Source organism: Streptomyces sp. NBC_01176 (genome assembly GCF_045039825.1).
GTDB lineage: Bacteria > Actinomycetota > Actinomycetes > Streptomycetales > Streptomycetaceae > Streptomyces.
Window position 1 is genome coordinate 1,878,409 of the sequence record NZ_CP108600.1, and the last position, 26,504, is coordinate 1,904,912.

Annotated in this window: 20 protein-coding genes; 6 read left to right on the forward strand and 14 right to left on the reverse strand. The window is 72.1% G+C overall.

Translation table 11 applies throughout. From position 1 onward, the window contains the following. Positions 1–39: 39 nt before the first annotated feature. Complete coding sequence (gene lysX / locus OG199_RS07885) at positions 40–3,318, reverse strand: bifunctional lysylphosphatidylglycerol synthetase/lysine--tRNA ligase LysX (RefSeq protein ID WP_405828761.1); 3,279 nt, start codon at positions 3,316–3,318, stop codon at positions 40–42. 319 nt (positions 3,319–3,637) lie between these two features. Here lysX and OG199_RS07890 point away from each other — a divergent pair, with 319 nt between their 5' ends. From OG199_RS07890 to OG199_RS07905, 4 genes are all read left to right on the forward strand, one after another. Then, complete coding sequence (locus OG199_RS07890; protein ID WP_168531334.1) at positions 3,638–4,102, forward strand: universal stress protein; 465 nt, start codon at positions 3,638–3,640, stop codon at positions 4,100–4,102. A 282-nt stretch (positions 4,103–4,384) separates the two neighbouring features. Further along, on the forward strand, positions 4,385–4,924 hold the full coding sequence (locus OG199_RS07895; protein WP_351719093.1) for a sigma-70 family RNA polymerase sigma factor: 540 nt from the start codon (positions 4,385–4,387) through the stop codon (positions 4,922–4,924). 134 nt (positions 4,925–5,058) lie between these two features. Then, positions 5,059–5,574, forward strand: coding sequence for a hypothetical protein (locus OG199_RS07900; protein ID WP_356798191.1), 516 nt, complete (start codon positions 5,059–5,061; stop codon positions 5,572–5,574). Between the two features lie 312 nt (positions 5,575–5,886). Beyond that, a complete protein-coding gene (locus tag OG199_RS07905; RefSeq protein ID WP_405828763.1) occupies positions 5,887–6,552 on the forward strand; it encodes a zf-HC2 domain-containing protein in 666 nt (221 codons plus the stop codon). Between the two features lie 25 nt (positions 6,553–6,577). Here the strand turns inward: OG199_RS07905 and OG199_RS07910 are convergent, their stop codons facing one another. The 3 genes from OG199_RS07910 to OG199_RS07920 all read right to left on the reverse strand — a co-directional run bounded on the left by OG199_RS07910 (position 6,578) and on the right by OG199_RS07920 (position 10,967). Beyond that, positions 6,578–7,438 (reverse strand): DNA-formamidopyrimidine glycosylase family protein, encoded by an 861-nt coding sequence (locus tag OG199_RS07910; RefSeq protein ID WP_356798187.1) that lies wholly within the window; start codon positions 7,436–7,438, stop codon positions 6,578–6,580. Positions 7,439–7,525: 87 nt separating this feature from the next. Then, a complete protein-coding gene (locus tag OG199_RS07915; protein WP_356798185.1) occupies positions 7,526–9,601 on the reverse strand; it encodes a SpoIIE family protein phosphatase in 2,076 nt (691 codons plus the stop codon). A gap of 109 nt (positions 9,602–9,710) precedes the next feature. Continuing rightward, complete coding sequence (locus OG199_RS07920; protein ID WP_405828765.1) at positions 9,711–10,967, reverse strand: DUF6777 domain-containing protein; 1,257 nt, start codon at positions 10,965–10,967, stop codon at positions 9,711–9,713. A 117-nt stretch (positions 10,968–11,084) separates the two neighbouring features. Here OG199_RS07920 and OG199_RS07925 point away from each other — a divergent pair, with 117 nt between their 5' ends. Beyond that, a complete protein-coding gene (locus OG199_RS07925; RefSeq protein WP_405828767.1) occupies positions 11,085–12,506 on the forward strand; it encodes a lipase maturation factor family protein in 1,422 nt (473 codons plus the stop codon). Here OG199_RS07925 and OG199_RS07930 read toward each other — a convergent pair. The 8 genes from OG199_RS07930 to OG199_RS07965 form a co-directional block, all read right to left on the reverse strand. After that, complete coding sequence (locus tag OG199_RS07930; RefSeq protein WP_405828769.1) at positions 12,494–13,333, reverse strand: amidohydrolase family protein; 840 nt, start codon at positions 13,331–13,333, stop codon at positions 12,494–12,496. The two genes, OG199_RS07925 and OG199_RS07930, sit on opposite strands and share 13 nt — an antisense overlap. Beyond that, on the reverse strand, positions 13,330–13,644 hold the full coding sequence (locus OG199_RS07935; RefSeq protein WP_356798177.1) for an L-rhamnose mutarotase: 315 nt from the start codon (positions 13,642–13,644) through the stop codon (positions 13,330–13,332). The genes OG199_RS07930 and OG199_RS07935 overlap by 4 nt, the downstream gene beginning before the upstream one ends. Then, the gene (locus OG199_RS07940) at positions 13,641–14,627 is read right to left on the reverse strand and encodes an aldo/keto reductase (RefSeq protein ID WP_356798175.1); all 987 of its coding nucleotides are present in this window, start codon (positions 14,625–14,627) and stop codon (positions 13,641–13,643) included. Before OG199_RS07940 ends, OG199_RS07935 begins: the two co-directional genes overlap by 4 nt. Then, on the reverse strand, positions 14,624–15,382 hold the full coding sequence (locus tag OG199_RS07945) for an SDR family oxidoreductase (protein ID WP_356798173.1): 759 nt from the start codon (positions 15,380–15,382) through the stop codon (positions 14,624–14,626). Before OG199_RS07945 ends, OG199_RS07940 begins: the two co-directional genes overlap by 4 nt. After that, positions 15,379–16,734: an L-fuconate dehydratase gene (locus OG199_RS07950; RefSeq protein ID WP_356798171.1), complete on the reverse strand. Its 1,356-nt coding sequence runs from the start codon at positions 16,732–16,734 to the stop codon at positions 15,379–15,381. The genes OG199_RS07945 and OG199_RS07950 overlap by 4 nt, the downstream gene beginning before the upstream one ends. Positions 16,735–16,795: 61 nt before the next feature. Beyond that, positions 16,796–17,821 (reverse strand): ABC transporter permease, encoded by a 1,026-nt coding sequence (locus OG199_RS07955; protein WP_356798169.1) that lies wholly within the window; start codon positions 17,819–17,821, stop codon positions 16,796–16,798. Further along, positions 17,814–19,370 (reverse strand): sugar ABC transporter ATP-binding protein, encoded by a 1,557-nt coding sequence (locus OG199_RS07960; protein ID WP_356798167.1) that lies wholly within the window; start codon positions 19,368–19,370, stop codon positions 17,814–17,816. The genes OG199_RS07955 and OG199_RS07960 overlap by 8 nt, the downstream gene beginning before the upstream one ends. Next, the gene (locus OG199_RS07965) at positions 19,367–20,443 is read right to left on the reverse strand and encodes a sugar ABC transporter substrate-binding protein (protein WP_401805311.1); all 1,077 of its coding nucleotides are present in this window, start codon (positions 20,441–20,443) and stop codon (positions 19,367–19,369) included. The genes OG199_RS07960 and OG199_RS07965 overlap by 4 nt, the downstream gene beginning before the upstream one ends. Before the next feature lie 193 nt (positions 20,444–20,636). On the opposite strand from OG199_RS07965, the gene OG199_RS07970 reads away from it, so the two are divergent. Further along, positions 20,637–21,359 carry a FadR/GntR family transcriptional regulator gene (locus OG199_RS07970; RefSeq protein ID WP_356798163.1) on the forward strand — a complete coding sequence of 241 codons (723 nt, stop codon included), beginning with the start codon at positions 20,637–20,639 and terminating at the stop codon, positions 21,357–21,359. 73 nt (positions 21,360–21,432) lie between these two features. Here OG199_RS07970 and OG199_RS07975 read toward each other — a convergent pair whose 3' ends face one another. Both OG199_RS07975 and OG199_RS07980 read right to left on the reverse strand, forming a co-directional pair. Then, complete coding sequence (locus OG199_RS07975) at positions 21,433–24,450, reverse strand: alpha-mannosidase (protein ID WP_405828773.1); 3,018 nt, start codon at positions 24,448–24,450, stop codon at positions 21,433–21,435. 30 nt (positions 24,451–24,480) lie between these two features. Then, the gene (locus OG199_RS07980; protein WP_405828775.1) at positions 24,481–26,490 is read right to left on the reverse strand and encodes an endo-beta-N-acetylglucosaminidase; all 2,010 of its coding nucleotides are present in this window, start codon (positions 26,488–26,490) and stop codon (positions 24,481–24,483) included. Between the last annotated feature and the right edge of the window lie 14 nt (positions 26,491–26,504).

The window sequence follows — 26,504 nt, forward strand, 5'->3', positions numbered from 1 at the left end:
CACCGGTGCGGACCCGGCAAAGCACCCGATGGGACCAGTTCAGCGACGACGCACCAGGGGGAACGGCAGGGTCTCACGGATCGTGAGACCGGTGAGGAACATGATCGTCCGGTCGACGCCGATGCCGAGCCCGCCGGTGGGCGGCATGGCGTATTCGAGCGCTTCGAGGAAGTCCTCGTCGAGCTCCATCGCCTCGGGATCGCCCCCGGCCGCCCGCAGCGACTGCGCGGTCAGCCGTCGGCGCTGCTCCACCGGATCGGTCAACTCGGAGTAGGCGGTGCCCAGTTCGGTACCGAAGGCGACGAGGTCCCAGCGCTCGGCGAGGCGCGGGTCGGTGCGGTGCTGCCGGGTGAGCGGGGAGACGTCGGTCGGGAAGTCCTTGTAGAACGTGGGCAGTCGGGTCTTCGCCTCCACCAGCCGTTCGTACATCTCGAGTACGACGTCACCGCGGCCGTCGTCCGCCCGGTACGGCACGGCCGCACGGTCGCACAGCCCGTGCAGCGCCTCCACCGGGGTGTCGGCGTCGACCTCCTCCCCCAGTGCCTCGGAGAGGGCGCCGTACACCGTCCTGACCGGCCACGGACCGGAGATGTCGTACTCGGTGCCGTCCCTGCGGGCGACGGGCGCCCCGAAGGCGGCGGTCGCCGCGCCCTGGATGAGTTCGCGGGCGAGGTCGAGCATGACGTCGTAGTCGGCGAACGCCTGGTAGGCCTCCAGCATGGTGAACTCGGGGTTGTGCTTGTGGGAGACGCCCTCGTTGCGGAAGGTGCGGCCCAGCTCGAAGACCTTCTCCAGGCCGCCGACGCACAGCCTCTTGAGGTACAGCTCGGGGGCGATGCGCAGATGGAGGTCCAGGTCGTAGGCGTTGATGTGGGTCGTGAAGGGGCGGGCGTTGGCGCCGCCGTGGATCTGCTGGAGCATCGGCGTCTCGACCTCCAGGTAGCCGCGGTCCAACAGCCCCTGGCGCAGCGCCTGCACGGCGGTGGAACGGATCCGCACGACCTGACGCGCCTCGGGGCTCGACAGCAGGTCGACATGGCGGCGGCGCACCTTCGCCTCGGGGTCGGTCAGGCCCCGGTGCTTGTCGGGCAGCGGGCGCAGGCACTTGCCGGTGAGCTGCCAGTCGGTCACGAAGACGGTGAGGGTGCCCCTGTCGCCGGCACCGGAGACTCCCTCGGCGGTGAGGTGGTCGCCGATGTCGACGTCCGCGCGGAACCGGTCGAGCGCGGGCCCTGACCGGGAGCGGGTGAGGGCGATCTGAAGGTCGCCGGACCAGTCGCGCAGTACGGCGAAGACCAGGCCGCCGAAGTCGCGTACGAGGATGACCCGCCCGGCGACGGTCACCTGCTGTCCCGCGCGCACCTCGGCGAGGGTGTGGGTGCGCGCCGCGACGCCGACCGGGTACGGGTCGGTGCCCGTGGCGCGGAGCCGTTCGAGCGTGCGGTGCCGGACGCGGACCTGCTCGGGCAGTCCGGCCGTCGGATCGGCGGCCCCGGCCGTCACCCCCGCGCCGGGGCCCGGGGCCGGCGGTGCGGGCGGGCCCTCGGCGGCCACGGGTGCGGTCCGGGCCTTCGTGCGTCCCTTGCCCCACAGCTTGCGCAGCGACGGCACGGAGACGAAGCCCTCGGCGATGCCGGACGCCATGCCGATACGGGCGAGGGACCCCGCGTCGCCGTAGCAGAGGAAGCGGGGGTACCACTCGGGGTGGTACTTGGCGTTGGAGCGGTACAGGGCCTCCAGCTGCCACCACCGGGAGAAGAACAGCAGCAGCTTGCGCCAGAGCCGAAGGACGGGCCCGGCGCCGATCCGGGCGCCCTCCTCGAAGACCGACCGGAACACCGCGAAGTTGAGGGAGACACGGCGTACGCCGAACTTCCCGGCCACCGCGCACACCTCGGCGACCATGTACTCCATGACGCCGTTGGGGGCTCTGCGGTCACGGCGCATCAGGTCGAGCGAGATGCCGTCGTCGCCCCAGGGCACGAAGGAGAGCAACGCCAGGAGCCTGCCGTCGGAGTCCATGGCCTCGACGAGGAGGCAGTTCCCGTCCGCCGGGTCGCCGAGCCGGTCCAGGGCCATGGAGAAGCCCCGCTCCGTCTCGGTGTCGCGCCAGGCGTCGGCCCGGTCGACGACCTCCTCCATCTCCTCGTCGGTGAGAGTGGAGTGGCGGCGTACCCGGCAGGTGGCCCCGGTGCGGCGTACGCGGTTGACGGCCTGGCGGGTGACGCGCATGTCGCGGCCGTTCAGGTCGAAGTCGGCGACGTGCAGGATCGCCTCGTCACCGAGTTCGAGTGCTCCGAGACCGGCCCGCACGAAGGCCCTGGCGCCGTCCTCGGAGGCGCCCATGACGGCGGGCACCCAGGCGTAGCGGCGGCCCAGGTCCAGCCAGGCGTCGATGGCGTGCGGCCAGGCCTCGCGGTCCCCGACCGGGTCGCCGCTGGCGAGGCAGACCCCGGCCTCGACACGGTAGGTGACGGCGGCTTTGCCGCTGGGCGAGAAGACGACGGCCTTGTCACGGCGGGTGGCGAAGTAGCCGAGGGAGTCGTCCGCGCCGTAGGCCCGCAGCAGCGAGCGGATGCGGGCCTCCTCGTCGCCGTGCAGGGCCGCTTCCAGCCGCTGGGAGCGGAAGAGCGTGGCGGCGGCGTTGAGCAGGGCGACCGCGCCGAAGAGGCCGAGGAAGAAGTAGATCTGATGGGGTGGGCGTCCGCCGAACGAGTCTGCGGAGACGAGTCCGCCGCACACCCGGCCGGCCGCCCACGTCAGCCGGTCGCCGCGCGGCAGGGTGCCGGGGAACAGCTCGACCAGGCCCCAGCCGAGCAGGATCGCCACGGCGAGCCCGGCGACCAGGACGGCCAGGGCCCGCCACCAGGCGCCGCGCCGGGAGTCGGCGTAGAACTCGCGGCGCGCCACGACCAGGAGCACCAGGGCGGTGCCGCAGACGACGAAGGACGGCAGCGACTCGGCGTACAGGCCCATCGAGAGGCCGACGACGTCGGACAGGACCAACAGGCCCAGGTAGACGACGACCAGCCACCAGGCGACCTTCTTGCGGGCGGCGGTCGCGGCGGCGAGCAGGAAGAGGAAGGCCGCGTAGGCGAGGTTCGCGCTGACCGGGACGATCAGCCGGTCGAGGAGGTCCACCACGGGGCGCAGCAGGCGGCGCAGGGGCTCGATGAAGGCCAGTACGACGCAGAGCGCGCAGAGGGCGCCGAAGAAGGCGCCATAGCCCTCGGGCACCTTGCTGAGGAACCCGTCCCGGGACGGCCGTACGGGGCCTTTGGCGCCCTTCGGTCCGCGGGCCTCGACGGTGGCACTCATGGTTCCGACTCTAGGAAGAGCGGGGCGGCGCCGCCCGTCGAGCGACCCGGTGCCCGCTCGCGCGCCGCCCGCGGGGCCGCCTCGTGCGCACGTCCGCACCCCGCGAGCCGGCCGCGGGACACTCCGTGTGCGCCGGCCCTGGGTGCTTCGTCCCGTGAACACCCGGTACGCCGGTCCGGACCGGGCGGGGTCCGGCAGTCGGCCCGGCACCGGCGCGGGCGCACCGGCAGCCGCGTCGGTGCGGCCGACACGCCGTCCCCCTGGTATCCACACGCCCCAGCCGCCTCCCGGACCTGCGACTACCGATAGCCTCAGCGCTGTGGCGGAACAGCAACCCTCGCACCAGTTCGAGCGCGGTACGGACGGTCCCAAGGTCATCGTCGTCGGCGTGGACGGCTCCGACTCCTCGCTGCGCGCCGCGGCGTACGCGAGCGGCCTGGCCAGGCGGCAGAACGCGCTGCTCGCCGTCGTCTACATCCAGCCCGTCATGGCCGCGGGAGCGGCCTTCGGGGCACCGGTCGCGGAGACGACGGACCGGATCGCCGAGGACCTCATCGCGCAGATCCGTGAGGCCGCCGGGCGGCTCAAGGGCATATACGCGGTGCGCTGGGAGTTCCACACCTTCCGCGGTGACCCGTACAACGGCCTGGTGAAGGCGGCGGACGAACTCACGGCGGACGCCGTGGTGGTCGGCGCCTCCGAGCAGGCGGGGCACCGCATCGTCGGTTCGGTGGCGATCCGGCTGGTGAAGGCGGGGCGCTGGCCGGTCACGGTCGTCCCGTAGCCGTCGAGGCCACGTGCCCGCCGTCGCCCCTCACCGGTCGTCGCCCTCCCCCGGGGGACGGTTTTCTTCGACGTGAGGGAGTCCGGGAACCGGGGCGCCACGCGGCCGTGCGCCCGTACGTCCCCCGCTGACGCGCCCGTTGGCGGGAGGGGCGCGCCGGGCACGGGGCGTGCGGGCCCGCTGAACCGTTCACCGTGCCGTTCACCGACAGCATCGACCGCCCACCGCAGACCCGTGCCCCGCCCCTGTCCGAGTGGAGCGGCAGCCGCTGGCATACAGGCCATGACGGCCGGAACCACCACCAAGACGACCGCCGAGCACGAGCTGCTCGCGCTGCAGCGCGAGCACGGACGGCCCCTCTTCGCCCTGCTGCTGCGCCTGTCCGACGGCGACCGCCAGCGCGCCGAGGATCTGCTCCAGGAGACGTTCGTACGGGCCTGGCAGCACCCCGAGGCGCTGCGCGCCGACGACTTCGCCTCCGTACGCCCCTGGCTGCTCACCGTGGGACGACGGCTCGCGATCGACGCGCGGCGGGCCCGTCAGGCGCGGCCCCCCGAGGTGGGTGACGCGGTGCTCGACAGCGCGCGGGTGTGCGCGGATCACGCGGAAAGGTCGGCGGCGACGCTCGATGTGCGGGAGGCTGTGAAGACTCTCACTCCCGAGCACCGTGAAGTCCTGGTGCAGGTGTACTTCCAGGGGGCGAGTGTGGCGGAGGCCGCCGCCGCGCTCGGAATTCCGCCCGGTACCGTGAAGTCGCGGGCCTACTACGCGTTGCGAGCCCTGCGCCGGGTCCTTCCGGGATACGCGGCCGACCTGCGGTGAAACCGAGCGCCGGGTCAAGCCTCCGTAAAGCGCCTGCCAAGGACCATGGTTGAGTATTCCGCTTGTCCTCATCCGTGTTCCGACCGAGAGCCCGGGTCGGGCGACGCGCACGCACCGGAGGAAGGCAGGAAGGGATGCTGCACAGAGGTCAAGAGAGCACGGACGGCACCGGCGGTGGGGAACTCACCGTCCCCATGGCGTGGTTGTACGCCGAGTACATCGCCGACGAGTTGCTGCGGACCGGCGACCTGATGCCGCCGACGTCCTTCGAGTTCCGCGCCGGGCGTGACGCCCTGGCGCTGACCATCTTCCTCTCCGACAGCGACGGCGAGCTCTCGGGCATCCGGGTCGTCTCGCAGCTGGAGACCTGGCTCTCGCTGACCGCCTACGACCAGCCGTGGCAGGACTGGGTGCGCGAGCACATGGCCCGGCTCGCGGCCGAGGCGGCCGAACGCGGCGGCCCCGCCCCGGACCTGGAGCTGGCCGCGGCGGCCTGGCGCTGGCTGGAGGAGACCGAACTGCTCGCGCCCGACCTGGACGCCGTACCCGGCGGCGGTCCGATCCCGGGCGAGGACGACGGCCCCAAGGTGTGGACGCCGGCCTGGCAGCTCGGCCTGCCCCTGGGGCATCTGGCGATCCATCTCTTCTGACCGCACCCTCCGGCCCTTCTCCGACCGGTCCTTCCGACCTCCCCCCGATCTTCTCTCCGCCCTTCTTCCCGCACCCCTCGAACAGTCCTTCCCTCCTGCGAGAAACCTCCCAGCGATCCTTGGGCAGCCGCCCCGCGGACGCGTCCTGGGCAACTTTTCCGGGCACGCACCAATCCGCGGGCGCGCTCGCTCCGAACGTCTTCGCCGCGATTCCGGACGAGCTTGAGTGATTCGGCGGTCTGGTCCGTACCGGTGGGCAACAGCAACACCACCCCCACCCCGCTCGATCGCCACGAGGATTCGGTATTCGGTATGAGGTCCCTGGAACGGCATCGTGACGTCGGCGCCTACGCGCTCGGCGTGCTGGACGAGGCGGATGCCTTCCGCTTCGAGGATCACCTCATGGAGTGCCCCCAGTGCGCGGCGCACGTGAGTGAGTTCCGACCCGCCGCACGGCAGATGATGCTGTACCGGCGGGCCACACCGCGCTCCGTGCACCCGTTCGCGGCACCCGGCCCCCGGCTGCTGGACACCCTGCTCGGCGAGGTGGCGGGCCGCCGGCGGGCCGGCCGCAGACGCTGGCTGTACGCGGTGGCCGCCGCCGTGGTCCTCGCGGCCGGCGGGCCCACGATCGCGATGGTGACGTCGCACGACTCGGCGTCCGGCGGCTCCGCCTCCAACCAGGCGGCCGCGACCGACGCGGACACCGGTGTCTGGGCCCGGATCACCACCCAGGACCGGATCTGGGGCAGCGAGGTCGACGTCGAGGTCAAGGACTCCGGCGGTCCGCGGCCCTGTCAGCTCGTCGCCGTCGGCAAGGACGGGTCGGAGCAGACGGTCACGAGCTGGATGGTGCCCGGGCACGACGGGGCGTCCACCAACATGCAGGGCGGCGCCTCGATGTCCTCCTCGGACATCAGCAGGTTCGAGGTGCGCACCGCGGACGGCAAGCATCTGGTGACGGTCAAGTCACCCTGAGCGGACGCTACTTGAGCAGCGGAAGCTATTTGAGCAGCCGGGACATCCGTCGGTCGGCCAGCGGCTTGCCTCCCGTCTGACAGGTCGGGCAGTACTGCAGCGAGGAATCGCTGAAGGAGACCTCACGGATGGTGTCGCCGCACACCGGACACGGCTCGCCCGCCCTGCCGTGCACCCGCAGCCCGCTCTTCTTCTCCTTCTTGAGACGACCCGCGGCCAGCCCGTGGGAGCGCTCCACCGCCTCGGTGAGCGTCCCACGCAGCGCCTCGTACAGACGGCCGGTCTCCTCGGGCGTCAGCGAGGAGGCGAGCTTGAACGGGGACATCCTGGCGGCGTGCAGGATCTCGTCGCTGTACGCGTTCCCCACGCCCGCGATCAGGCTCTGGTCCCTGAGGGCGCCCTTGAGGCGGCGCCGCTCCCCTTCGAGCAGCCGCGCGAACCGCGCCTCGTCGAAGTCGGCGGCGAGCGGGTCGGGGCCGAGGCGTGCCACGCCGGGGATCTCCTCCGGGTCCCGGACCACGTGGACCGCGAGTCTCTTCTGAGTGCCCGCCTCGGTGAGGTCGAAGCCCTCGCCGTTCTCCAGGGCGACGCGCAGTGCCAGTGGGCCCTTGCCCGGTCTGGGCGGGCCGTCGGGCAACGGGTCCCGCCACTGCAGCCAGCCCGCGCGGGCCAGGTGCGTCACGAAGTGCAGGCCGTCGGCCTCGATGTCGAGGAACTTGCCCCGCCGGCGCACGGCGGTGACCTCACGGCCCTCGAAGGCGGTGACGGGCGGGTCGTAGGTCTTCAGGACACTGATGGCGACGGGGAGCACGCGCACGACCTCACGGCCGACGAGATGGTCGGCCAGGAAGTCCTTGAGCGCTTCGACCTCTGGCAGTTCCGGCATGCATCCAGAGTGCCACCCGGCACCGACACCACCATCCGGATCACCGGCCCCGCCCCCCGACGGCGCCCCGCCGCGCCGCGCCGTCGGTCAGTCCCGTCCCGGGACGAGGAACTCGCACCACACGCACTTGCCGCGGCCCCGGGCCTCCACGCCCCAGACGTCGGCGAGCCGGTCGACCAGCAGCAGACCACGCCCGGAGACACCGGACTCGCCCGCCTCCCGGCGGCGCGGCAGGGCGCTGGAGGAGTCCTCGACCTCGACGCGCAGCCTGCGGTCGGGGCCGCTGAGGACCCGCAGGGTGACGATCGCGGGGCCCTCGGTGTGCATGAGGGCGTTGGTGATCAGTTCGTCGGCGACGAGTTCGATCTCGTCGGCGCGCTCGGCGGCGCCCCAGGCGCGGACCGCCGCCCGGATCATCCGCCGGGCCTCGGTGAGGGCCTCGGAGTCGCCGGGCGCGACATGCTGCTGGAGCCGGCCACCGGACTGCCGGGGGCCCGGGCCGCAGCGGCGCAGGAGCAGCAGGGCCACGTCGTCCTCACCGCCGCGTTCCTCGGCCACGTCGATGAGCCGGTCGGCGAGATCGCGCACGTCCTCCGGACCCGACCGGATCAGCTCCATGAGGGTGTGCATCCCCTCGTCGAGGTCGACGCCGGGCTGCTCCACGAGACCGTCGGTGCACAGCATGAGGGTCTGGCCCGGGTCGAGTTCGACCGTCTCGACCGGGTATTCGAGGCGTCCGAACAGGGCGGACAGACCGAGCGGCAGGCCCCCTTCGACGGACAGCCGGCGACAGGTGCCGTCGGTCTGCCGGACCAGCGGGTCGATGTGGCCGGCCCGCACCAGCTGGACGACTCCGGTGGACAGGTCGGCCTCCGCGTACAGGCAGGTCGCGAAGCGTTCGGTGTCGAGTTCGTGCAGGAAGACGGAGGCGCGGGCCATGACGGTGGCGGGGGTGTGCCCCTCGGCCGCGTAGGCGCGCAGCACGATGCGCAACTGGCCCATGACGGCCGCCGCGTGCGTGTCGTGGCCCTGGACGTCGCCGATGACGGCGCCGACCCGGCCGCCCGGCAGCGGGATCAGGTCGTACCAGTCGCCGCCGATGTCCCGGCCGAGGGACGCGGAGCGGTAGCGGACGGCGGTGTCGGCGCCGGGCACGCTGGGGATGGAGCGCGGCAGCATGGCCTGCTGGAGTCCCTGGGCGAGGTCCTTCTCCTGCTCGTAGAACATGGCCCGCTGCAGGCTCTGGGCGATGCTGCTGCCGAGTGCGACGAGGACGTTGCGCTCCTCGGCGGAGAAGCCGTAGCGGTCGTTGTAGAGGAGGCCGAGGGCGCCGATGGGACGGGCCTGCGCGATCAGCGGCAGATAGGCGGCCGAGGTGATCTCCAGGTCGGTGATGTGCGGCCACAGCGTCGGGTACGACGCGGCGAAGTCGTCGGGCGACTCGATGAAGCGCGGGGCGAGGGTGCGCACGACCTCGCTCATCGGGTATTCCTCGTCGATCCGGGTGATCAGGGTGCCCGGTACGAAACTGCCCGCGGGGCCCTCGGCGACGAGCCGGATGCGGCCGGCCTCGATCAGTCCCATGACCATGCTCGTCGCCCCGAGATGGGTGAGGCCGTGCGTGTCCTTGAGGATGTCGATGACGTCCTGGACGGTCCGGGCGTGGGCCAGCGCCGCGGTGGTGATCTGCACGACGTTGGTCTGCTGGCGGCGGGCCTCGTCCTGGGCGGCGAGCTCGTGGCGCGCCGCGCCCTCGCTCAGCTCCTGGGTGGCGTCGCGCACGATGCCGATGATCCGGCGCGGTCTGCCGGTCTCGTCGCGCCGGATGCAGCCCTGGGTGTGCGTCCAGCGCAGGGAGCCGTCTCGGCGGCGGACGCGGAAGTAGGCGCCGTAGTTCTCGCTGCCGTCCTTGATGGCCTGGGACACCACGGTGTCGAGGCGTATGCCCTCCGCCGGCGGCATCCGGACCGACAGGCCGCTCGGGGACCCGTCGAACTCGCCGGGGCGCAGGTCGAAGATCTCGTGGGCCTGGGCGTCCATGTGGAACAGGCCGCTGTCCAGGTCCCAGTCGAAGCTGCCCATGCGGTTGAGCGCCAGGATCGGATCCGGGCGGGCGGGCCAGTCGTCCGGGAGGGACAGGGCGCTCGCTCCCCGATCAACCATGGGGCCACCTTGTCAGGATTTGCCGGATTATTCGACTTGTGGGGAGCCCGTTTCCCGGCCCTCCGCGGAGTCGGGCCGGGGGCCGTCGTGCCGGCGGCTTCCCGTCCGCTCAGCTGTCGAAGACATCGGTCGGGGCGTCGAACACCGTGCCCCCTCCGGGTGACTCGTCGGGCACCGGACCACCGTCGTCGGGCAGGCCGGGAAGTTCCGGCAGGGTGTCGGGGTCGGTCCCCTCGTCCGGCCCGGGAACGGTGCCCTCGTCCGGCGGCGTCGCCGGCGGCTCGCCCACGGTCGGGGGCGGGGAGGAGGTGACGGTGGCCGTGGGGCAGTCCGGGGGCGCCGCCACCGTGGTCTGCGCGGGCGTCGCCTCGTCCGGCGCGTTCCCGGTCGGACCGGGCGGGACGGTCACGGTCGGCGTCGCGCAGCCCTCGGGCGGGCGGCCCGATCCGCTCGGCGAGTCGCCGGGGCCCGTGGGGCCGGAGGCGGACGGCGAGGCCTGCGGGCTCGTGTCCGGGCCCGTCGGGGGAACACCGGACGGCCCGATGTCGGGCGCACCGGCCTCGGGCGGCCGGACGACGACGTCGCGGTGCCCGTCGTCGCCGATCCGCCGCTCGATCCAGGTGTTGTCGTGGAGGTCGATGATCGTGACGCCGGTGAGCGCGGCGGGCGCGGGCGTCACCTCGATGACCTCGCCGGGCCGGTAGGAGGGCCAGGACTGGCCCCGGGTGGCCGCGGTGCCGCGCGAGGCGACCGGTGGATTCAGCGGGTTGCCGCAGGCGCAGCGCAGCCGGGGCACGCCCCGGTCGTCGACGAGGACGGCGGTGCCCGCCTGCAGCACGGACTGGAAGCCGGTCACCCGGCCGTCCTGGTAGCCGTGGTCGGTGACCCGTGTGTCGGCGCGCAGGACGACCGACGTCAGCCCGCGCAGAAAGTCCGGTACGGCCGCCTGTGCGATGCCCGCGGCGCGTGCGAAGGCCTGTGTCCTGCGGGGGTCGGCGGCGAGCAGGCGGGCCTGCCGGTCGACGTCGCAGCCGGCGGCGGCCCGGGTGCCGCCGTACAGGCCCGGGGTACCGCCCGGGAAACGCGCCGGGTGCGCGGTGGCGGTGGTGTCACCGGGAGCCGAGGAGTCCTCCGCCGTCGATTGCGGCGTTCGGGTGACGCGCGGCGGGGTGGCGGCGGCCGTGACCGTCGACTCGGTGAAGGGGTCGGGTCCCCGGGCGGCGACCGGCTGGAGGAGGATCTCGCCGTCGAAGGCGTCGGACGCCGTGTTCTCGCCGCTCCCGTCGTCGTTGCCGCCGCACCCGGCGACGAGAAGGGCCGCCGAGAGCGCGCAGGCCGTGACGAAGGTTCGGGTGGGTATGCGCACCGCGTTCTCCCGTTCATCCCGGACAGGTCGATGACCATTGTCTGCGTCGCCGGGCCGGCACTCGCAAGCGGAGACGATCACCCAGCGTCACAATGAAAGGGAAAGGAGCGACTCGCCGTGGAGTGGTTCACCGCCCCCGAGTACTGGCTGAGCCGGCTGGTCTTCCAGCGGGCGCTGGCCGTGGTGTATCTCGTCGCGTTCCTCGGCGCGGCGCTTCAGTTCCGCGCGCTGATCGGGGAGCGCGGGATGCTGCCCGTGCCCCGGTTCGTGGCGCGGGTGCCGTTCCGCCATGCCCCGAGCGTGTTCCACCTGCACTACTCGGACCGCTTCTTCGCGGCCTGGTCCTGGACGGGCTGCGCGGTGTCCGCGGCCTTGGTGGCGGGTCTCGACGGCTTCCTCCCGCTCTGGGGCGGCATGGTGCTGTGGCTCGTCCCCTGGGTGCTGTATCTGTCGATCGTCAACGTCGGCCAGACCTGGTACGCGTTCGGCTGGGAGTCGCTGCTCCTGGAGGTCGGCTTCCTCGCCGTCTTCCTGGGCAACGACGAGGTCGCTCCCCCGGTCGTGATCCTCTTCCTGCTGCGCTGGGTGCTGTTCCGGGTGGAGTTCGGCGCCGGTCTGATCAAGATGCGCGGCGACGCCTGCTGGCGGAAGCTGACGTGCCTGGACTACCACCACGAGACCCAGCCGATGCCAGGCCCGCTGAGCTGGTTCTTCCACCACCTCCCCAAGCCCGTGCACCGGGTGGAGGTGGCCGCGAACCACGTCACCCAGCTCGTCGTCCCCGTCCTGCTGTTCACCCCGCAGCCCGTCGCGACGGCCGCCGCCTCGCTGATGGTGCTCACCCAGCTCTGGCTGGTGCTGTCGGGCAACTTCTCCTGGCTGAACTGGACCACGATCGTGCTGGCCCTCTCCGCCGTCGAGTTCCCGGCCACTCCCCCACGGGTGCCGGGACCACCCCTCTGGTACGAGGTCGTGGTCCTCGCCGTCGCCGCCGTCCTGCTGGTCCTCGGCTACCGTCCCGCCCGCAACATGGTCTCCCGGCGCCAGGTCATGAACCGCTCCTTCGACCCGCTGCGCCTGGTCAACACCTACGGCGCGTTCGGCAGCGTCAGCCGGGTGCGCCACGAGGTGGTCGTCGAGGGCACCTCGGACGAGGCGCCGCGCGAGGACTCGGACTGGCGGGAGTACGAGTTCCGGGGCAAGCCCGGTGATCCGCGCCGGTGGCCGCGCCAGTTCGCGCCGTACCATCTGCGGCTCGACTGGATGATGTGGTTCGCGGCGCTCTCCCCCGCCTACGCCGGTTCCTGGTTCACCGGTCTGGTCGAGCGGCTGCTGGAGAACGACCGCGACACGCTGCGGCTGCTGCGCCGTTCGCCGTTCCCGGCGACCGCGCCGCCCCGGTACGTCCGGGCCCGTCTGTACCGCTACCGCTACACGACCTGGCGCGAGCTGCGGGAGACGGGCGCCTGCTGGCACCGGACCCATGTACGGGAGTTCCTGCCGCCGACGCGGCTGGAGCGGGGCGATCAGAGCCGGTAGACGCGCAGGGCGGTACCACCGAACACGTCGGCGCGCTCCCCCTCGTCGAGCACCCGGGTCAACTCCTCGGTCGCCGCGACCACTTGGGCGTACGACGCGGCCAGCGTGCACACCGGCCAGTCGGAGCCGAACATCAGACGGCCGGGGCCGAAGGCCGCCAGGGCGGTCTCGGCGTACGGACGCAGGTCGTCGACCGTCCACTGCGCGAGGTCGGCCTCGGTGACCAGGCCGGAGAGCTTGCCCACCGTGTTGGGGAGCGCCGCCAGCGCCCGGACGTGCCCCGCCCACGGGTCCAGGGTGCCGGCCGCGATCGGCGGCTTGCCCAAGTGGTCGAGGACGAAGGTGAGTTCAGGGTGCTCCAGGGCGGCACGGACACAGCTGGGCAGTTGGTGGGGCAGCACGACCAGGTCGTAGACCAGGCCGGCCGCCGCGACGGCCGCCAGCCCGCGCCGTACGTCCGGACGCAGCAGCCACTCGGGCTCGGGCTCGCCCTGCACCTGGTGGCGGATGCCCTTGAGGTACCGGCCGCCGGGCAGTTCCCGCAACCGGGCCAGCTCGTCGGCGACGTCCGGCCGGGTCAGGTCGGTCCAGCCCACCACTCCGGCGATCAGTTCGCTCCGCCGGGCGAGGTCGAGGAACTCCGGGGTCTCCTCGGCGACGGTGACGGTCTGGACCAGCACGGTACGTCCGATCCCGGCGGCGGCCGCCTCGGGCACGAGGTCGCCGACGGTGAAGTTCCTGCGCAGCGGCCGCAGTCCGGGGCCGGTGATCCAGTCCTGGTCCCGGACGGAGAGGTCCCACACGTGGTGGTGCGCGTCCACCCTCACGGCAGCTCCCACACGACGGGCAGCCCCGCCGAGGCGCCCTCGTCGGAGTAGTCGTGCACGACGTCGAGGAGTTCGGCCATCCGCGCCTGCCAGGCGATGTTGACCGGCAGTTCCTCCAGTTGGGCGAGCATCCGGCCGTAGTCCTCGCACTCCAGGACGTGGAACAGGTCGGTGCCGCTGCGCCAGATCGTCCAGGAGGTGGCTCCGGCGGCCCGGATGGCCGCGGTGAGCTCCTCGGGAACCTGCCGGTGGGCGGTCTCGTACACGTCGACGCGGTCGGCGCGCACCTTGGTGTGCAGGGCGATTCTCATGACGGGTCCTGTACCGGTACGGGGGCTTCCTCGGGCAGCAGTCCCGTCTCCCGCAGTTCGCGCCAGAACGCGGCGGGCACCGGCGTGGCGAACTGCTCGGCGCAGTCGCGCACCTCGGGTGCCGAGCGGGCGCCGACGAGGACGCTCACGACGGCCGGGTGGGCGGCGGGGAAGGCGAGCGCGGCGGCGCGCAGGGTGGTGCCGTGCCGCCCGGCGATCTCCTGGAGCCGCAGGGCCCGCTCCAGCGTCTCCCGCGGCGCCGTCGCGTAGTCGTACGTCGCTCCCGGCCGCGGGTCCGCCAGCAGGCCGGAGTTGAAGGCGCCCCCGATGACGACCGAGGTGCCGCGTTCCAGGGCGGCGGGCAGCAGTTCGGCCAGCGCCCGGTGGTCGAGCAGGGTGTAGCGCCCGGCGCAGAGCACCACGTCGACGTCCGTGTCACGGACGAAGCGGGTGAGCATCGCGGCCTGGTTCATGCCCGCGCCGATCGCGCCCACCACACCTTCCGAACGGAGCTTCTCCAGCGCCGGGTAGCCCTCGTGGAAGGCCTGCTCGGCGTGGTCGTCCGGGTCGTGGAGGTAGACGACGTCCACGCGGTCGACGCCGAGCCGTTCGAGGCCGTCCTCCAGGGCGCGTCGTACTCCGTCGGCGCTGAAGTCCCAGACCCTGCGGTGCGTGGCCGGCACGGCGAATCCGTCGGCCAGGTCGTCGCCGCCCGTGTCGGCGGGCACCAGGAGGCGGCCCACCTTGGTGGAGAGGGTGTAGGCACGGCGCGGCCGCTCGCGCAGGGCCGCCCCCAGGCGCCGTTCGGAGAGGCCCAGGCCGTAGTGCGCCGCGGTGTCGAAGGTGCGGATGCCGCTGTCCCAGGCCGCGTCCACCGCCTCGTACGCCTCGTCGTCGCTCACCGGGGTGAACAGGTTGCCGATGCCCGCGCCGCCGAAGGACAGGGCGCTGACCTCGACGCCGCTTCTGCCGAGGGTGCTCACCGGCCCACCGGCCGCAGCCGCAGTCCCTGCATACCGCCGTCCACGGCGAGCGCGGTGCCGGTGGTGGCGCCGGACAGCGGACTCGCCAAGTAGGCGACGGCGCCTGCTACTTCGGCGGCCGAGACGAGGCGTCCGGAGGGCTGGCGGGCTTCCAGGGCGGCGCGCTCGGCGGCCGGGTCGGGGGCGGCGTCGAGGAGCCGGCCGACCCAGGGGGTGTCGGCGGTGCCGGGGTTCACGCAGTTGACCCGGATGCCCTCGCGGAGGTGGTCGGCGGCCATGGCGAGGGTGAGGGAGAGGACAGCGCCCTTCGACGCGGAGTACACGGCACGCTGCGGCAGTCCCGCGGTGGCGGCGATGGAGCAGGTGTTCACGATCGCCGCGTGCGCGGATTCCCGCAGATGCGGCAGGGCGGCGCGGGCCGTCCGCACCATGCCGAGGACGTTGACGTCCAGGACCCGGTGCCACTCGGTGTCGTCGTTGTCCTCGACGGTGCCCTGGGCGCCGATCCCCGCGTTGTTGACCAGGACGTCGAGTCCCCCGAGGTCCGCGACCGCCGCGGCCACCGCCGTACGCACGGAGGCGTCGTCGGTGACGTCGGCGCGGTAGCCGAGCAGCGGCTTCTCGACCCGTGAGAGGTCGAGGTCGAGGACGGCGACCTGGGCGCCACGGGCCGCGAGCAGCTCGGCGGTGGCGCGGCCGATGCCGGAGGCACCGCCGGTCACCAGCGCCTTGAGACCTTCGAAGTCCGCGGTCATGCCGCTTCCCCCTTCTGACTGTCGGGTTCCTGCCGGGCGAGGTCGGCGGCCCAGAAGGTGCCGCCGGGGTAGGTGAACTCCGCGATGGACTCCGGACGCATGGTGGCGGAGAAGCCCGGTGCGGTGGGCGCCGTGTAGTGACCCTGCCGGATCACCACCGGGTCGAGGAAGTGGTCGTGCAGATGGTCGACGTATTCGATGACCCGGTCGTCGGTGGTGCCGGAGAGCGCCACGAAGTCGAACATCGAGAGGTGCTGGACGAGTTCGCACAGGCCGACGCCGCCGGCGTGCGGGCAGACGGGCACCCCGAACTTGGCCGCGAGCAGCAGGATGGCGAGGTTCTCGTTGACGCCGGCGACCCGGGCCGCGTCGATCTGCAGGATGTCGATGGCGCCGGCCTGGAGGAGCTGCTTGAAGACGATGCGGTTGTGGACGTGCTCGCCGGTGGCGACCTTGACGGGGGCGACCGCCTTGCGCACGGCTGCGTGCCCGAGGACGTCGTCGGGGCTGGTGGGTTCCTCGATCCAGTAGGGGTCGAACTCGGCGAGGGCCCTGGTCCAGTCGATGGCCTCGTCCACGTTCCAGCGCTGGTTGGCGTCGATCGCGATGCGGATGCCGGGGCCGACGACGGAGCGGGCGACCCGGCAGCGCCGTACGTCGTCCGTGAGATCGGCGCCGACCTTCAGCTTGATCTGGGTGAAGCCGTCGGCGACCGCCTCGGCGGCCAGCCGGGTGAGCTTCTCGTCGCTGTAGCCGAGCCAGCCGGGCGAGGTGGTGTAGGCGGGGAAGCCGTTCTCCCGAAGGGCCGTGGCGCGTTCGGCGGCTCCCTGTCTGCCGCGGCGCAGCAGTTCCAGCGCCTCGTCGGGGGTGAGGGCGTCCGTGAGGTAGCGGAAGTCGACCTGGCGTACCAGCCACTCCGGTTCGGCGTCGGCGAGCAGTTGCCACAACGGCTTGCCGGCGCGCTTGGCGGCCAGGTCCCACACGGCGTTGACGACGGCTCCGATCGCCATGTGCATCACGCCCTTCTCGGGCCCCAGCCAGCGCAGTTGGCTGTCACCGATGAGGTCCCGGGCGAGTGAGCCCGGGTCGGCGCACAGCTCCTCGACGGACCGTCCCACCACGTGCCCCCGCAGCGCCTCGATCGCCGCGACCTGGACGTCGTTGCCCCGTCCGATGGTGAAGGTGAATCCGTGGCCCTCGGGACAGTCGGCCGTGTCGCCGCGCAGCACGACGTAGGCCGCCGAGTAGTCGGGGTCCGGGTTCATCGCGTCGGAGCCGTCGAGCTCGCGCGAGGTGGGGAAACGGACATCGTAGGTGTCGACCGCGGTGATGCGAGCGGCAGTTGGGGACACGGGAGGCCTTTCGGTCCGGAACAGGGGGTACGGAGGGGTCCGTACGAGAGCGAAGGGGCGGTCAGTCCTGGGCGCGTCCGGTGGTCACCCGGGCGATCATCAGGGCGACGAGGATGATCCCGCCGTAGATCGCCTGGATCCAGAAGGACGGCACCTGCGCGAGGGTGAGCAGGTTCTGCACGACGCCCAGCAGCAGGACGCCGGTGAGGGCGCCGAACATGGTGCCCCTGCCGCCGTCGAGGCTGATGCCGCCGATGACCGCGGCCGCCATCACCGTGAAGATCATGTTGTTGCCCTGGTTGGCGCTGATCGCGCCGACGTAGCCGGTCTGCATGATGCCGCCGACCGAGGCGAGGACACCCGCGACGACCGACACCCCGAGCAGCACCCGGTCGACGCGGATACCGGCCGCGCGGGCGGCCTCGGTGTTGCCGCCGATCGCGTACAGGGCGCGGCCGATCCGGTGGTACTTGAGGATCAGCCCGGCGATGCCGAAGGCGATCGCGGCCAGCCACACCGAGAGCGGAACGCGCAGGAAGGTGGAGGTGGCCAGGGAGAAGAACGCGTCGGGCATGCCGAACAGCGTCTTGCCCTTGGTGGCGCCGACCAGCAGGCCGCGCAGGACGATCAGCATCGCGAGGGTGACGATGAAGGCGTTGAGCTTGAACTTCACCACGAGGACGCCGTTGAAGGCGCCGATGACGCCGCCCACGACGAGGACCGCCAGGAGGGCGAGCCCGGCCGGCCATTCCGTGCCCCAGCCGGACTGCGCGGCGGGCAGGACCAGCAGGGCGCCGACGGCGGGCGCGATACCGACGACCGACTCCAGCGACAGGTCGATCTTGCCGGTGATCAGGACGAGCGACTCGGCGAGGACCACCATCGCGAGCGCCGCGGAGGCACCGAGGATGGAGATGAGGTTCCGCTCGGTGAGGAAGGAGTCGTTGACGATCGCACCGAGCACCATGAGCAGCAACAGGGCAGGTACGAGGGCGAGTTCGCGGGCGCGGCGGAGCAGTACGGTCTTGGTGGCACGCCCGTCGCGCACTCCCGCGGCGGCGAGCGGCGGGGCCTTGGTCTCAGTCACCGGGGCCTCGCTCTCCTCGGCCGGGGGTCCGGGGTTGACCCCCCGGGGAGATGCGGTAGCCATGGTCCACTCCTTCGATGGAGGCGATCAGCTCGTGGTCGTGCCAGCCGGCCGGGTGCTCGGCGACGACGCGGCCGTGGAAGAGGACGAGGACCCGGTCGCAGCGGCGCAGGTCGTCGAGTTCGTCGGAGACGACGAGCACGGCGGTGCCGTCGTCACGGGCGCTGTCCACGCGGGACAGCAGCGACTCCTTGGACTTCACGTCGACGCCCGCGGTGGGGTTGATGAGGATGAGCAGACGGGGATCGGAAGCGAGGGCGCGGGCCATCACGACCTTCTGCGCGTTGCCGCCGGAGAGGTCCGAGACGGGCTGGTCGGGTCCTTCGGCGTGGATGTCGAGGCGGTCGATCAGCTCGTCGGCGAACCGGCGTCTGCGGTCGGTGGCGATGAAGCCGTAGCGGCCGAGCCGGTTCAGGACGGTCATGGTGGTGTTGTCGCCGATGGTCATGCCGGAGACGAGCCCCTGCTCGTGCCGGTCGCGCGGCACGCAGCCGACGCCCGCCCTGAGCGCGGCCTGCACGTCGCCGAACGGGAGCGGCTCGCCGTCGAGACGGGCCGTTCCGCCCGTCGGCCGGTACAGGCCGGCGAACGACTCGGCCAGCTCGATCTTGCCGCTCGCGCTGGAGCCGGCGAGCCCGACGACCTCACCGCGGCGGACGGTGAGGTCGATGGCGTCGTACGCGTCCGAGGTGAGGGCCTCGGTGCGCAGCACCACGGGCGCGTCCTCGGGCGCGGTGTCCCGGACGGCCGCCCGTTCGGCGATCGCCTCGCCCGCCATGGCCTCCACCAACGCCGGGCGCGGAAGCTCGGCGACCGGCGCGGTGGTGATCCAGCGGGCGTCGCGCAGCACGGTGACCGTCTGGCACACCTCGTACACCTCCTGGAGGTGGTGCGAGATGAACAGGAAGGTGACACCGGACTCCTGGAGCGCGCGCATCCGTGTGAAGAGGCGCTCGATCTCCCGGTTGTCGAGCTGGGCGGTGGGTTCGTCGAGGACGATGAACCGGGCACCGAAGCTCAACGCCCGGGCGATCTCGACCATTTGGCGGTCCTCGACCTTGAGGTCGGCGGTGCGGGCCTCGGGGTCGACCCGCACGTCCCAGGTCGCCAGGACGTCGGCCGCCTCGGCGCGCAGCCTGCGCCAGCTGATCAGTCCGCCGCGTCCGGTCGGCTGCCGGTTGATGAAGAGGTTCTCCGCAACCGTCAACTCCGGTACCACGGTGGGCTTCTGGTAGACGCAGGCCACCTTGCGGCGCCAGGCGTCGCGGTCGGTGAGCGGGGGCGCGGGTTCGCCGTCGAAGTGGACCGTGCCCTCGTCGGGGGCCTGCAGACCGGTGAGGATCGTGACGAGGGTGGACTTGCCCGCGCCGTTGCGTCCTACCAGGGCATGGGACTCGCCCGGCAGGACGGTGAGCCGGCCGTCTTGGAGGGCGACGGTGGGGCCGTACCGCTTGGCCACCCCGCGCGCCTCCACCAGTGGGGTACTCATTTGACCGTGTTGCCCCAGAGCTCGGGGTCGTCGACGTTGTCCTTGGTGACCAGCGGCGCGGGCAGCTGGTCCTCCAGGATGCCGCTGGGCAGCTTGACGATCGTGGAGTCGTGGTCGGTCGGCCCGGTCTTGAACGTCTTGCCCTGCATGGCCGCCTTGATGTAGTACATGCCGTACTTGGCGTAGGTGTCGGCGGGCTGGGAGACGGTGGCGTCGATCTCGCCCTTGCGGATGGCGTCGAACTCCTGCGGGATGCCGTCGTTCGAGACGATCGCGATGTGGCCGGCCTGGCCGGCCTTCTTCAGCATCCCCTTCGACTTCAGGGTCTGCAGGGTGGGCGCGAGGTAGACACCGCCCGCCTGCATGTAGATGCCCTTGATGTCGGGGTTGGCGTTCAGCAGCGTGTCCAGTTTGGAGGCCGCGGTGTCGGACTCCCACTTGGCGGGGATCTCCAGGACCTTCAGCTTGGGGTAGTTCTTCTTCACGCAGGAGCGGAACGCCTCGGAGCGGTCACGGCCGTTGACCGAGGCCAGGTCGCCCATGATCTGCACGACCTTGCCCGAACCGACCTGCTTGCCCAGGAACTCGCAGGCCTTCTCGCCGTACGCGACGTTGTCGGCACGGACGACCATGGCGACCTTCCCCTTGTCGGGGGCCACGTCGACCGCGACCACGGGGACGCCCTTGCGCTCGGCCTGGTCGAGACCGGCGACGATCGCGGCGCTGTCCAGGGGGGCCACGACCAGACCCTTCACGCCCTGGTTCAGCTGGTTGTTGATGTCGGTGATCTGCTGCGACGGATCACTGTTGGAGTTGACGGTCTTGAGGGCGTCGACGCCCTCGGACTTCGCCATCTTCGGCACGTAGTCGTTGTAGGACTGCCAGAACGGCGAGGTCAGCAGGGGCAGGATCACTCCGACCTTGCCACTGCCGTCGCCTCCCCCGCCGCCGGAGGCGACGTCGTCCTTGGTGCTGCCGCACGCCGCGAGCACCAGGGTCGCGCAGGCGGCCACAGCCGCCGCACTCACTGCCCGCGACGAGATTCGCCTGTTCCGCACTGTTCTGCCGGCCATCTGACGGCTCCTCATTGAGCGAGATCGAGCAGGACGCGTGGCCGGAGTCCCTCTTCCAGCCGGGACGAATATTTATCAGACCACTTTGGGTCCGCAACACCCCGCGGAGCCATGTTTTCCGGGTTTCTGGCCATAGTGGTCCGACCACATCCGTGGTTAGACTGCGGCGCACCCGGCAACAGGAGGAAGCGGCGTGGACGAGACCCTGTCCCACGGGACGGAGGGCGCGCCCCAGAAGGGCACCGTGACCGAGCGCGCCATCGAGCGGATCAAGGCGATGATCAAGGAAGGCCGTCTCGAACCCGGCCAGCGGCTGCCGACGGAGCGCGACCTCGCCGCCCAGCTGGGCATGTCGCGCAGCTCGATGCGCGAGGCCATCCGCGCGCTCACGGTTCTCGGCGTGCTGGAGGCCCGGCACGGCTCGGGCATCTACGTCACGCAGCTGGAGGCCGGGGACCTCCTGGAGACCTTCGGTGTGGTGGCCGACCTCTCGCGCGGGCCGCGGCTGGTGGAACTGCTCGAGGTGCGCCGGATCCTGGAGTCGACGGCGACGGCACTGGCCGCCGCGCGGATCACCCCCGACCAGCTCGCCGAGGTGGAGAAACACCTCACGGCGATGAACGCGACCGACGACCCGGAGGAGATCCTCGCCCACGACCTCGCCTTCCACCGGGAGATCGCGGCCGCCGCGGGCAACGAGACGATGGCGGCCATCCTGGAGGGCCTGTCCTCGCGCACGTTCCGCGCCCGGGTCTGGCGCGGCTACCAGGAGGAGGGCGCCTTCGAGCGCACCCGCCGCGAGCACGCGGCGATCCACCGCGCGCTGCTGGCCCACGACCCGGAGGCGGCCAGAGCGGCCGCCGCCGCGCACGTGGGCGAGGTCGAGCAGTGGCTGCGGACCCAGCTCACGCCCTGAGGGCTGTCCCGCGAACCCCGGCGGGCGGGACGTTCGCGACACGCCCTGGCCGGGTCCGCGGCCCGTACGGTGGTCAGGCCCGCTTCAGCCGCAGCGTCACCAGCTCGAAGGGGCGCAGCGGCAGGGTGATCCGGTCGCCGTCGCGTTCCGGCGTCGCGGCGTCCGCGAGGGGCCGCTCCAGCAGATCGGTCACCGTGACGGCACCGGTCGCGAAGCCCGCGGTGAGTGTGGCCCGCGTCCGGCCGCCGCGGGACTCGTGGAACCGCACGACCACGTCACCGCTGCCGTCGTCGGCGAGCTTGACCGCCGTCACCACGACCGCGTCCTGCTCCACGCCCACCAGCGGCACGACCTCGCGCGCGCCCGTCAGATGCCGCTCGGGCAGGTTGATCCGCCAGCCCTCGCGCACCGCGTCACCGATCCCGGCCCCCGGCACCAGCGCGTGCCGGAAGCGGTGCACCCCCTGGTCGGTCTCCGGGTCCGGGAAGCGCGGGGCGCGCAGCAGGGACACGCGCACGGTGGTGGTCGTACCGGAGTCACTGTCGCGCACGGTCCGGGTCACGTCGTGTCCGTACGTGGAGTCGTTGACGATCGCGACACCCCAGCCCGGTTCCTCGACGTGCACGAACCGGTGGTTGCACGCCTCGAACTTGGCGGACTCCCACGAGGTGTTGGTGTGGGTGGGCCGGTGGAAGTGCCCGAACTGGGTTTCTGACGCGTACCGTTCGGCGTGCACGTCGAGCGGGAAGGCGAGCTTCAGGAACTTCTCGGTCTCGTGCCAGTCGACCTCGGTGTCGATGCCGAGCCGCCGCTCCCCCGGCGCCAGCGACAGCACCTGAGTGACCCGCGACGCGCCGAAGGACCGTACGATCCGGACCGACACGCCGTCCTCACCGGGCCCGACCTCGTCGGCGTCCACCAGATCGGTGACCGTGTTGCGGTAGAACTCGTCGACGTCCCAGGCGTCCCACATGTTCGGGAAGTCGGGGTGGATCTGGAGCAGGTTCGCCGCCCGGTCCGGTGCGATCGTCTCGCGGCCGGCCTCGATGTCGTACGCCGAGACGACCAGTCCCCGGGCGTCGATCCCGACCCGCAGCAGCCCGTTGTCGAGGACGTGTCCGCCGCCCGCCCTCGGTGTGAGCGACACTCCGCCGGGGTCGGTGACCGGGCGGGCCGCGCCCGCCGGGACCCCGTCGCGGGTGTGCGGAGCGGAGTTGAACACGAGCGGGGTGGCGCCTTCACCGGCCAGCGCGCGCTGTGCCGCGCCGATGATGCCGTCCAGCTCCTCGGCGACCCGCTCGTACGTCCTGCGGGCCTCCCGGTGCACCCAGGCGATGGACGAGCCGGGCAGGATGTCGTGGAACTGGTGGAGCAGCACCGTCTTCCAGATGCGGTCCAGCTCCTCGTACGGGTAGCGGAACCCGGTCCGCACCGCCGCGGTCGCCGCCCACAGTTCGGCCTCGCGCAGCTGGTGCTCGCTGCGGCGGTTGCCCTGCTTGGTCTTCGCCTGGCTGGTGAGGGTCGCGCGGTGCAGTTCGAGGTACAACTCGCCGACCCAGACGGGCGCGTCGGGGTGTTCGGCCTCGGCCTTCGCGAAGAACTCCGCCGGTGTCTCCCACACCACGGTGGCGGAGCCCTCGAGGTTCTTGAGGCGGGCCGCCTTCGCGACCATCTCGCGGGTGGTGCCGCCGCCTCCGTCGCCCCAGCCGGTGGGCGCGAGGGAGTGCCGGGCGACGCCCTTGTCCTTGAAGTTCCGCGCCGCGTGGGCGATCTCGCTGCCCCGCATGGAGCAGTTGTAGGTGTCGACGGGCGGGAAGTGGGTGAAGATGCGGGTGCCGTCGATGCCCTCCCAACGGAAGGTGTGGTGCGGGAACTTGTTGGTCTGGGACCACGAGATTTTCTGCGTCAGAAGCCACTTGGAGCCCGCCGCCTTGATGATCTGCGGGAGTCCGGCGGCGAATCCGAAGGTGTCCGGCAGCCAGGCCTCGTCGTTCTCGATGCCGAACTCGTCGAGGAAGAACCGCTTTCCGTGCACGAACTGACGGGCCATCGCCTCCGAGCCGGGCATGTTCGTGTCCGACTCGACCCACATGCCCCCGGCCGGGACGAACCGGCCCTCCGCGACGGCCTTCTTCACCCGCGCCCACACCTCGGGCCGGTGCTCCTTCACCCAGGCCCACTGCTGGGCCTGCGACATCGCGAAGACGAACTCGGATTCGTCCTCGATCAGCGCGGTCATGTTGGCGGTCGTGCGCGCCACCTTGCGTACCGTCTCGCGCAGCGGCCACAGCCATGCCGAGTCGATGTGCGCGTGGCCGACGGCGCTGATCCGGTGTGCGGAGGGCACGGCCGGTTCGGCGAGCACGCCCTCGAGCCGGGCACGTGCCGCGGCGGCGGTGCCGCCCACGTCCTGGAGGTCGACGGCGTCGAGCGCCCGCTCCACCGCGCGCAGGATGTCCCAGCGCCGCGCGGACTCCACCGGCAGCTCGGCCATCAGCTCGCCGAGCACCTCCAGGTCGAGCACCAGCTCCCACACCGTCTCGTCGAGGACCGCGAGGTCCATCCGGGTGAGGGTGTACTGCGGCTCGCTGCCCGCCGTCTCCTTGTCGCCCAGCCGGGTGGGCAGGAAGGGGTGGTAGTCGAGGATCACCGGATTGGAGGCGGCCTCGATGTGCAGCCGTACCTCCTCGCCGCCCTCGACCGGCGCGCCGACGCGCACCCACTGGTTACGGGGGTTGAGTCCCTTCACCGGGGTGCCGTCGGGCCGGTAGACGAGGCCCTCGCACTGGAACCCGGGCATGTTCTCGTCGAATCCGAGGTCGAGGAGCGCCTCGACGGTCCGGCCGGCCCAGGACTCGGGGACGGTTCCGGTGACCCGGAACCAACTGGTGCCCCACGGAGCGCCCCAGCGCGCGCCCACCTCGATGGGCTCCGGCAGGGCCGCGAGTCCCTCGGCGACCGGGACCGGCTCTCCGGGCGCGTTCCACACCGCCACCTCCAGCGGTACGGACTCGGGGTACACGGCGGGTCGGATGCGCTCGTCGAGGACACGCTCGAGGCGGGCTTCGACCAGGGTGCGGTCGTCATGCATGGGAGTGCTCCGTGGGGTGAGGGGTGCGGGTTACCAGGTGTGGGTGGTCGTGGCGGGGGTCGAGACGGTGAACAGCTCCCCCACCGCGCGCAGTTCGAATCCTGCGGCGGACTCGCCCTGCTCGGCGGTGAGACCGCCCGCGTAGAACGCGCTCTGGCAGGTGCCGCCGAGGAAGCGGCGTGTGCCGTCGGGGAACGTCCGGTACAGCTCGTAGTGGCGTACGTCGCCCGCGGAGCCCTGCCACGCGAAGCGCAGGTCGCCGCCGTCGGCGTCGGTGACGCGCAGGCCGGTGGGCGCGGCGGGGGTCACCGTCGCGTCCCGGACCGCGAGCCGGCCCAGCCGCCAGCCGACCGGACCGGTGCCCGGGGCCAGCCGGACGCCCAGGGCGTGCACGGTCCCCGACAGCCCGGTCAGCCGCACGGTGGACGTCTGCCAGCCGTCGCCACCGGTGGTGGGCACGGGTACGTAGGTGTACGGGGGTGTCCCGCCCGCCGTGCCGGGCTCCGCGGTGGCGACGGCCAGCTCCAGGGAGGTGCTGCCCGCGTCCGTACGGTGGGTCAGCTCGACCACCGTGTCAGCGCCGAGCGGCAGCCGGGTCGCGTACAGGTCCAGAGTCGTCGGCGCGTCGAGAGTGCCGGCGACCAGGAGACTGCTGCCGCCCCGCCAGGCGTCCGTGAAGTCGAAGGTGACGGTCGGGCGGCGGCCGGTGGTGCGTACGACCCAGCGGCGGGAGGGCAGCCGGTCCTGGAGACCCAGGTGGTTCCAGGCGGAATCCGAGGTGACCTCGCCGTCCTCGTACCACCTCAGTCCGTGGCCGGTGTTGAAGACGGTCGCGAACGGCAGCGAGCCGATGGTCGAACGGTCGGCGACCGAGAGCGCCGGCGCGCGCCAGGCGGTGTTCGTGGCCGGCCGGGAGGGGTCGAGGGAGGAGCCGGTCCAGAACAGGTCGTCGGCGGCGTGGAAGTCGCCGGGGGTGCGCCCCGTCGGCAGGTGGTTGCGGGTCCACTCGGGCCGGTAGAAGCCGACCGAGACGACGTGCGCCTTGTTCGCCGGCACGATGGCGTCCCAGTCGACGGACGCGTTGGTGCCGTTGGCCTCGACGTCGACGCCCGCCCACAACTCGTACGGGTCGCGGCCGAGTTGCCGGGCGGTCGTGGCGGAGGTGGCAAGACTGCTCGATGACCAGCGGAAGTCGACGAACATCGAGTCGGCGGCCTGGAAGAACGTCTTGTTCTGGTTGTCGAGCGCGCCCTGCCAGCCGACCGAGCCGCTCACGGTCATCGCGTCGTACCAGGTGACGCGCTGTCCCTGGGCCGCGCCGAGCGCCTTGAGCTCCTTCAGGAAGCCGAGCACGGCGGTGGCGAGCGCGGTGTCGCCGCCACCGGTCTCGGCGTTGACGAACCAGCCGTCGAAGCCGTACGCCGCCGCCACCGCGACCAGTTGGGCCGCGAGCGGAAAGTGTCCGGTGGCGTCCTTCTGCACCAGGTCACGTGTCCACTGGAGGCGGCCGCCGTAGGCGACGGGCGGCAGGAAGACATTGCCGAGGACGGGCACGCCGTGCCGGTGGGCCGCGTCCACGATCGGGGCGTTCGGCGCGAGGATCAGGCCCTCTCCGGACGAGCCTCCCCAGAAGACGAGTTCGTCGAGGTAGGCCCAGTGGGTGAGGGCGTAGTAGTCGGCGTCGGCCGCGCCCTGGGCGGGGTTGCCCGACGTGGGACCGAAGGAGACGAGGGACTGGACACGGGCCTGGCCGGCGCGCGCGGTGGTGTTCGCGGGGGTCGGGGTGAAGCGCGCGGCGAGCGGCACGGAGGCCGCGTTGAACGCCAGGTCGGGGTCGCCGGCGGCGCTCCATGTCTTCAGGCTGCGCCAGGTGATGCCGGCGCCCGGGGTGCCCGAGGGCAGCGAGTCCGGGTACCAGTACGAGGCGTACGGCTGGAGGTCGCGGCCGGCCGCTGCCGCGCGGCCGGGGACGCCGGGCAGGGCGGGGGTGAGCGCCGCCGCGGCTCCGGCGAGCAGAAGAGCGCGTCTGCTGAGGTTCACTGTGTGCTCCGTGT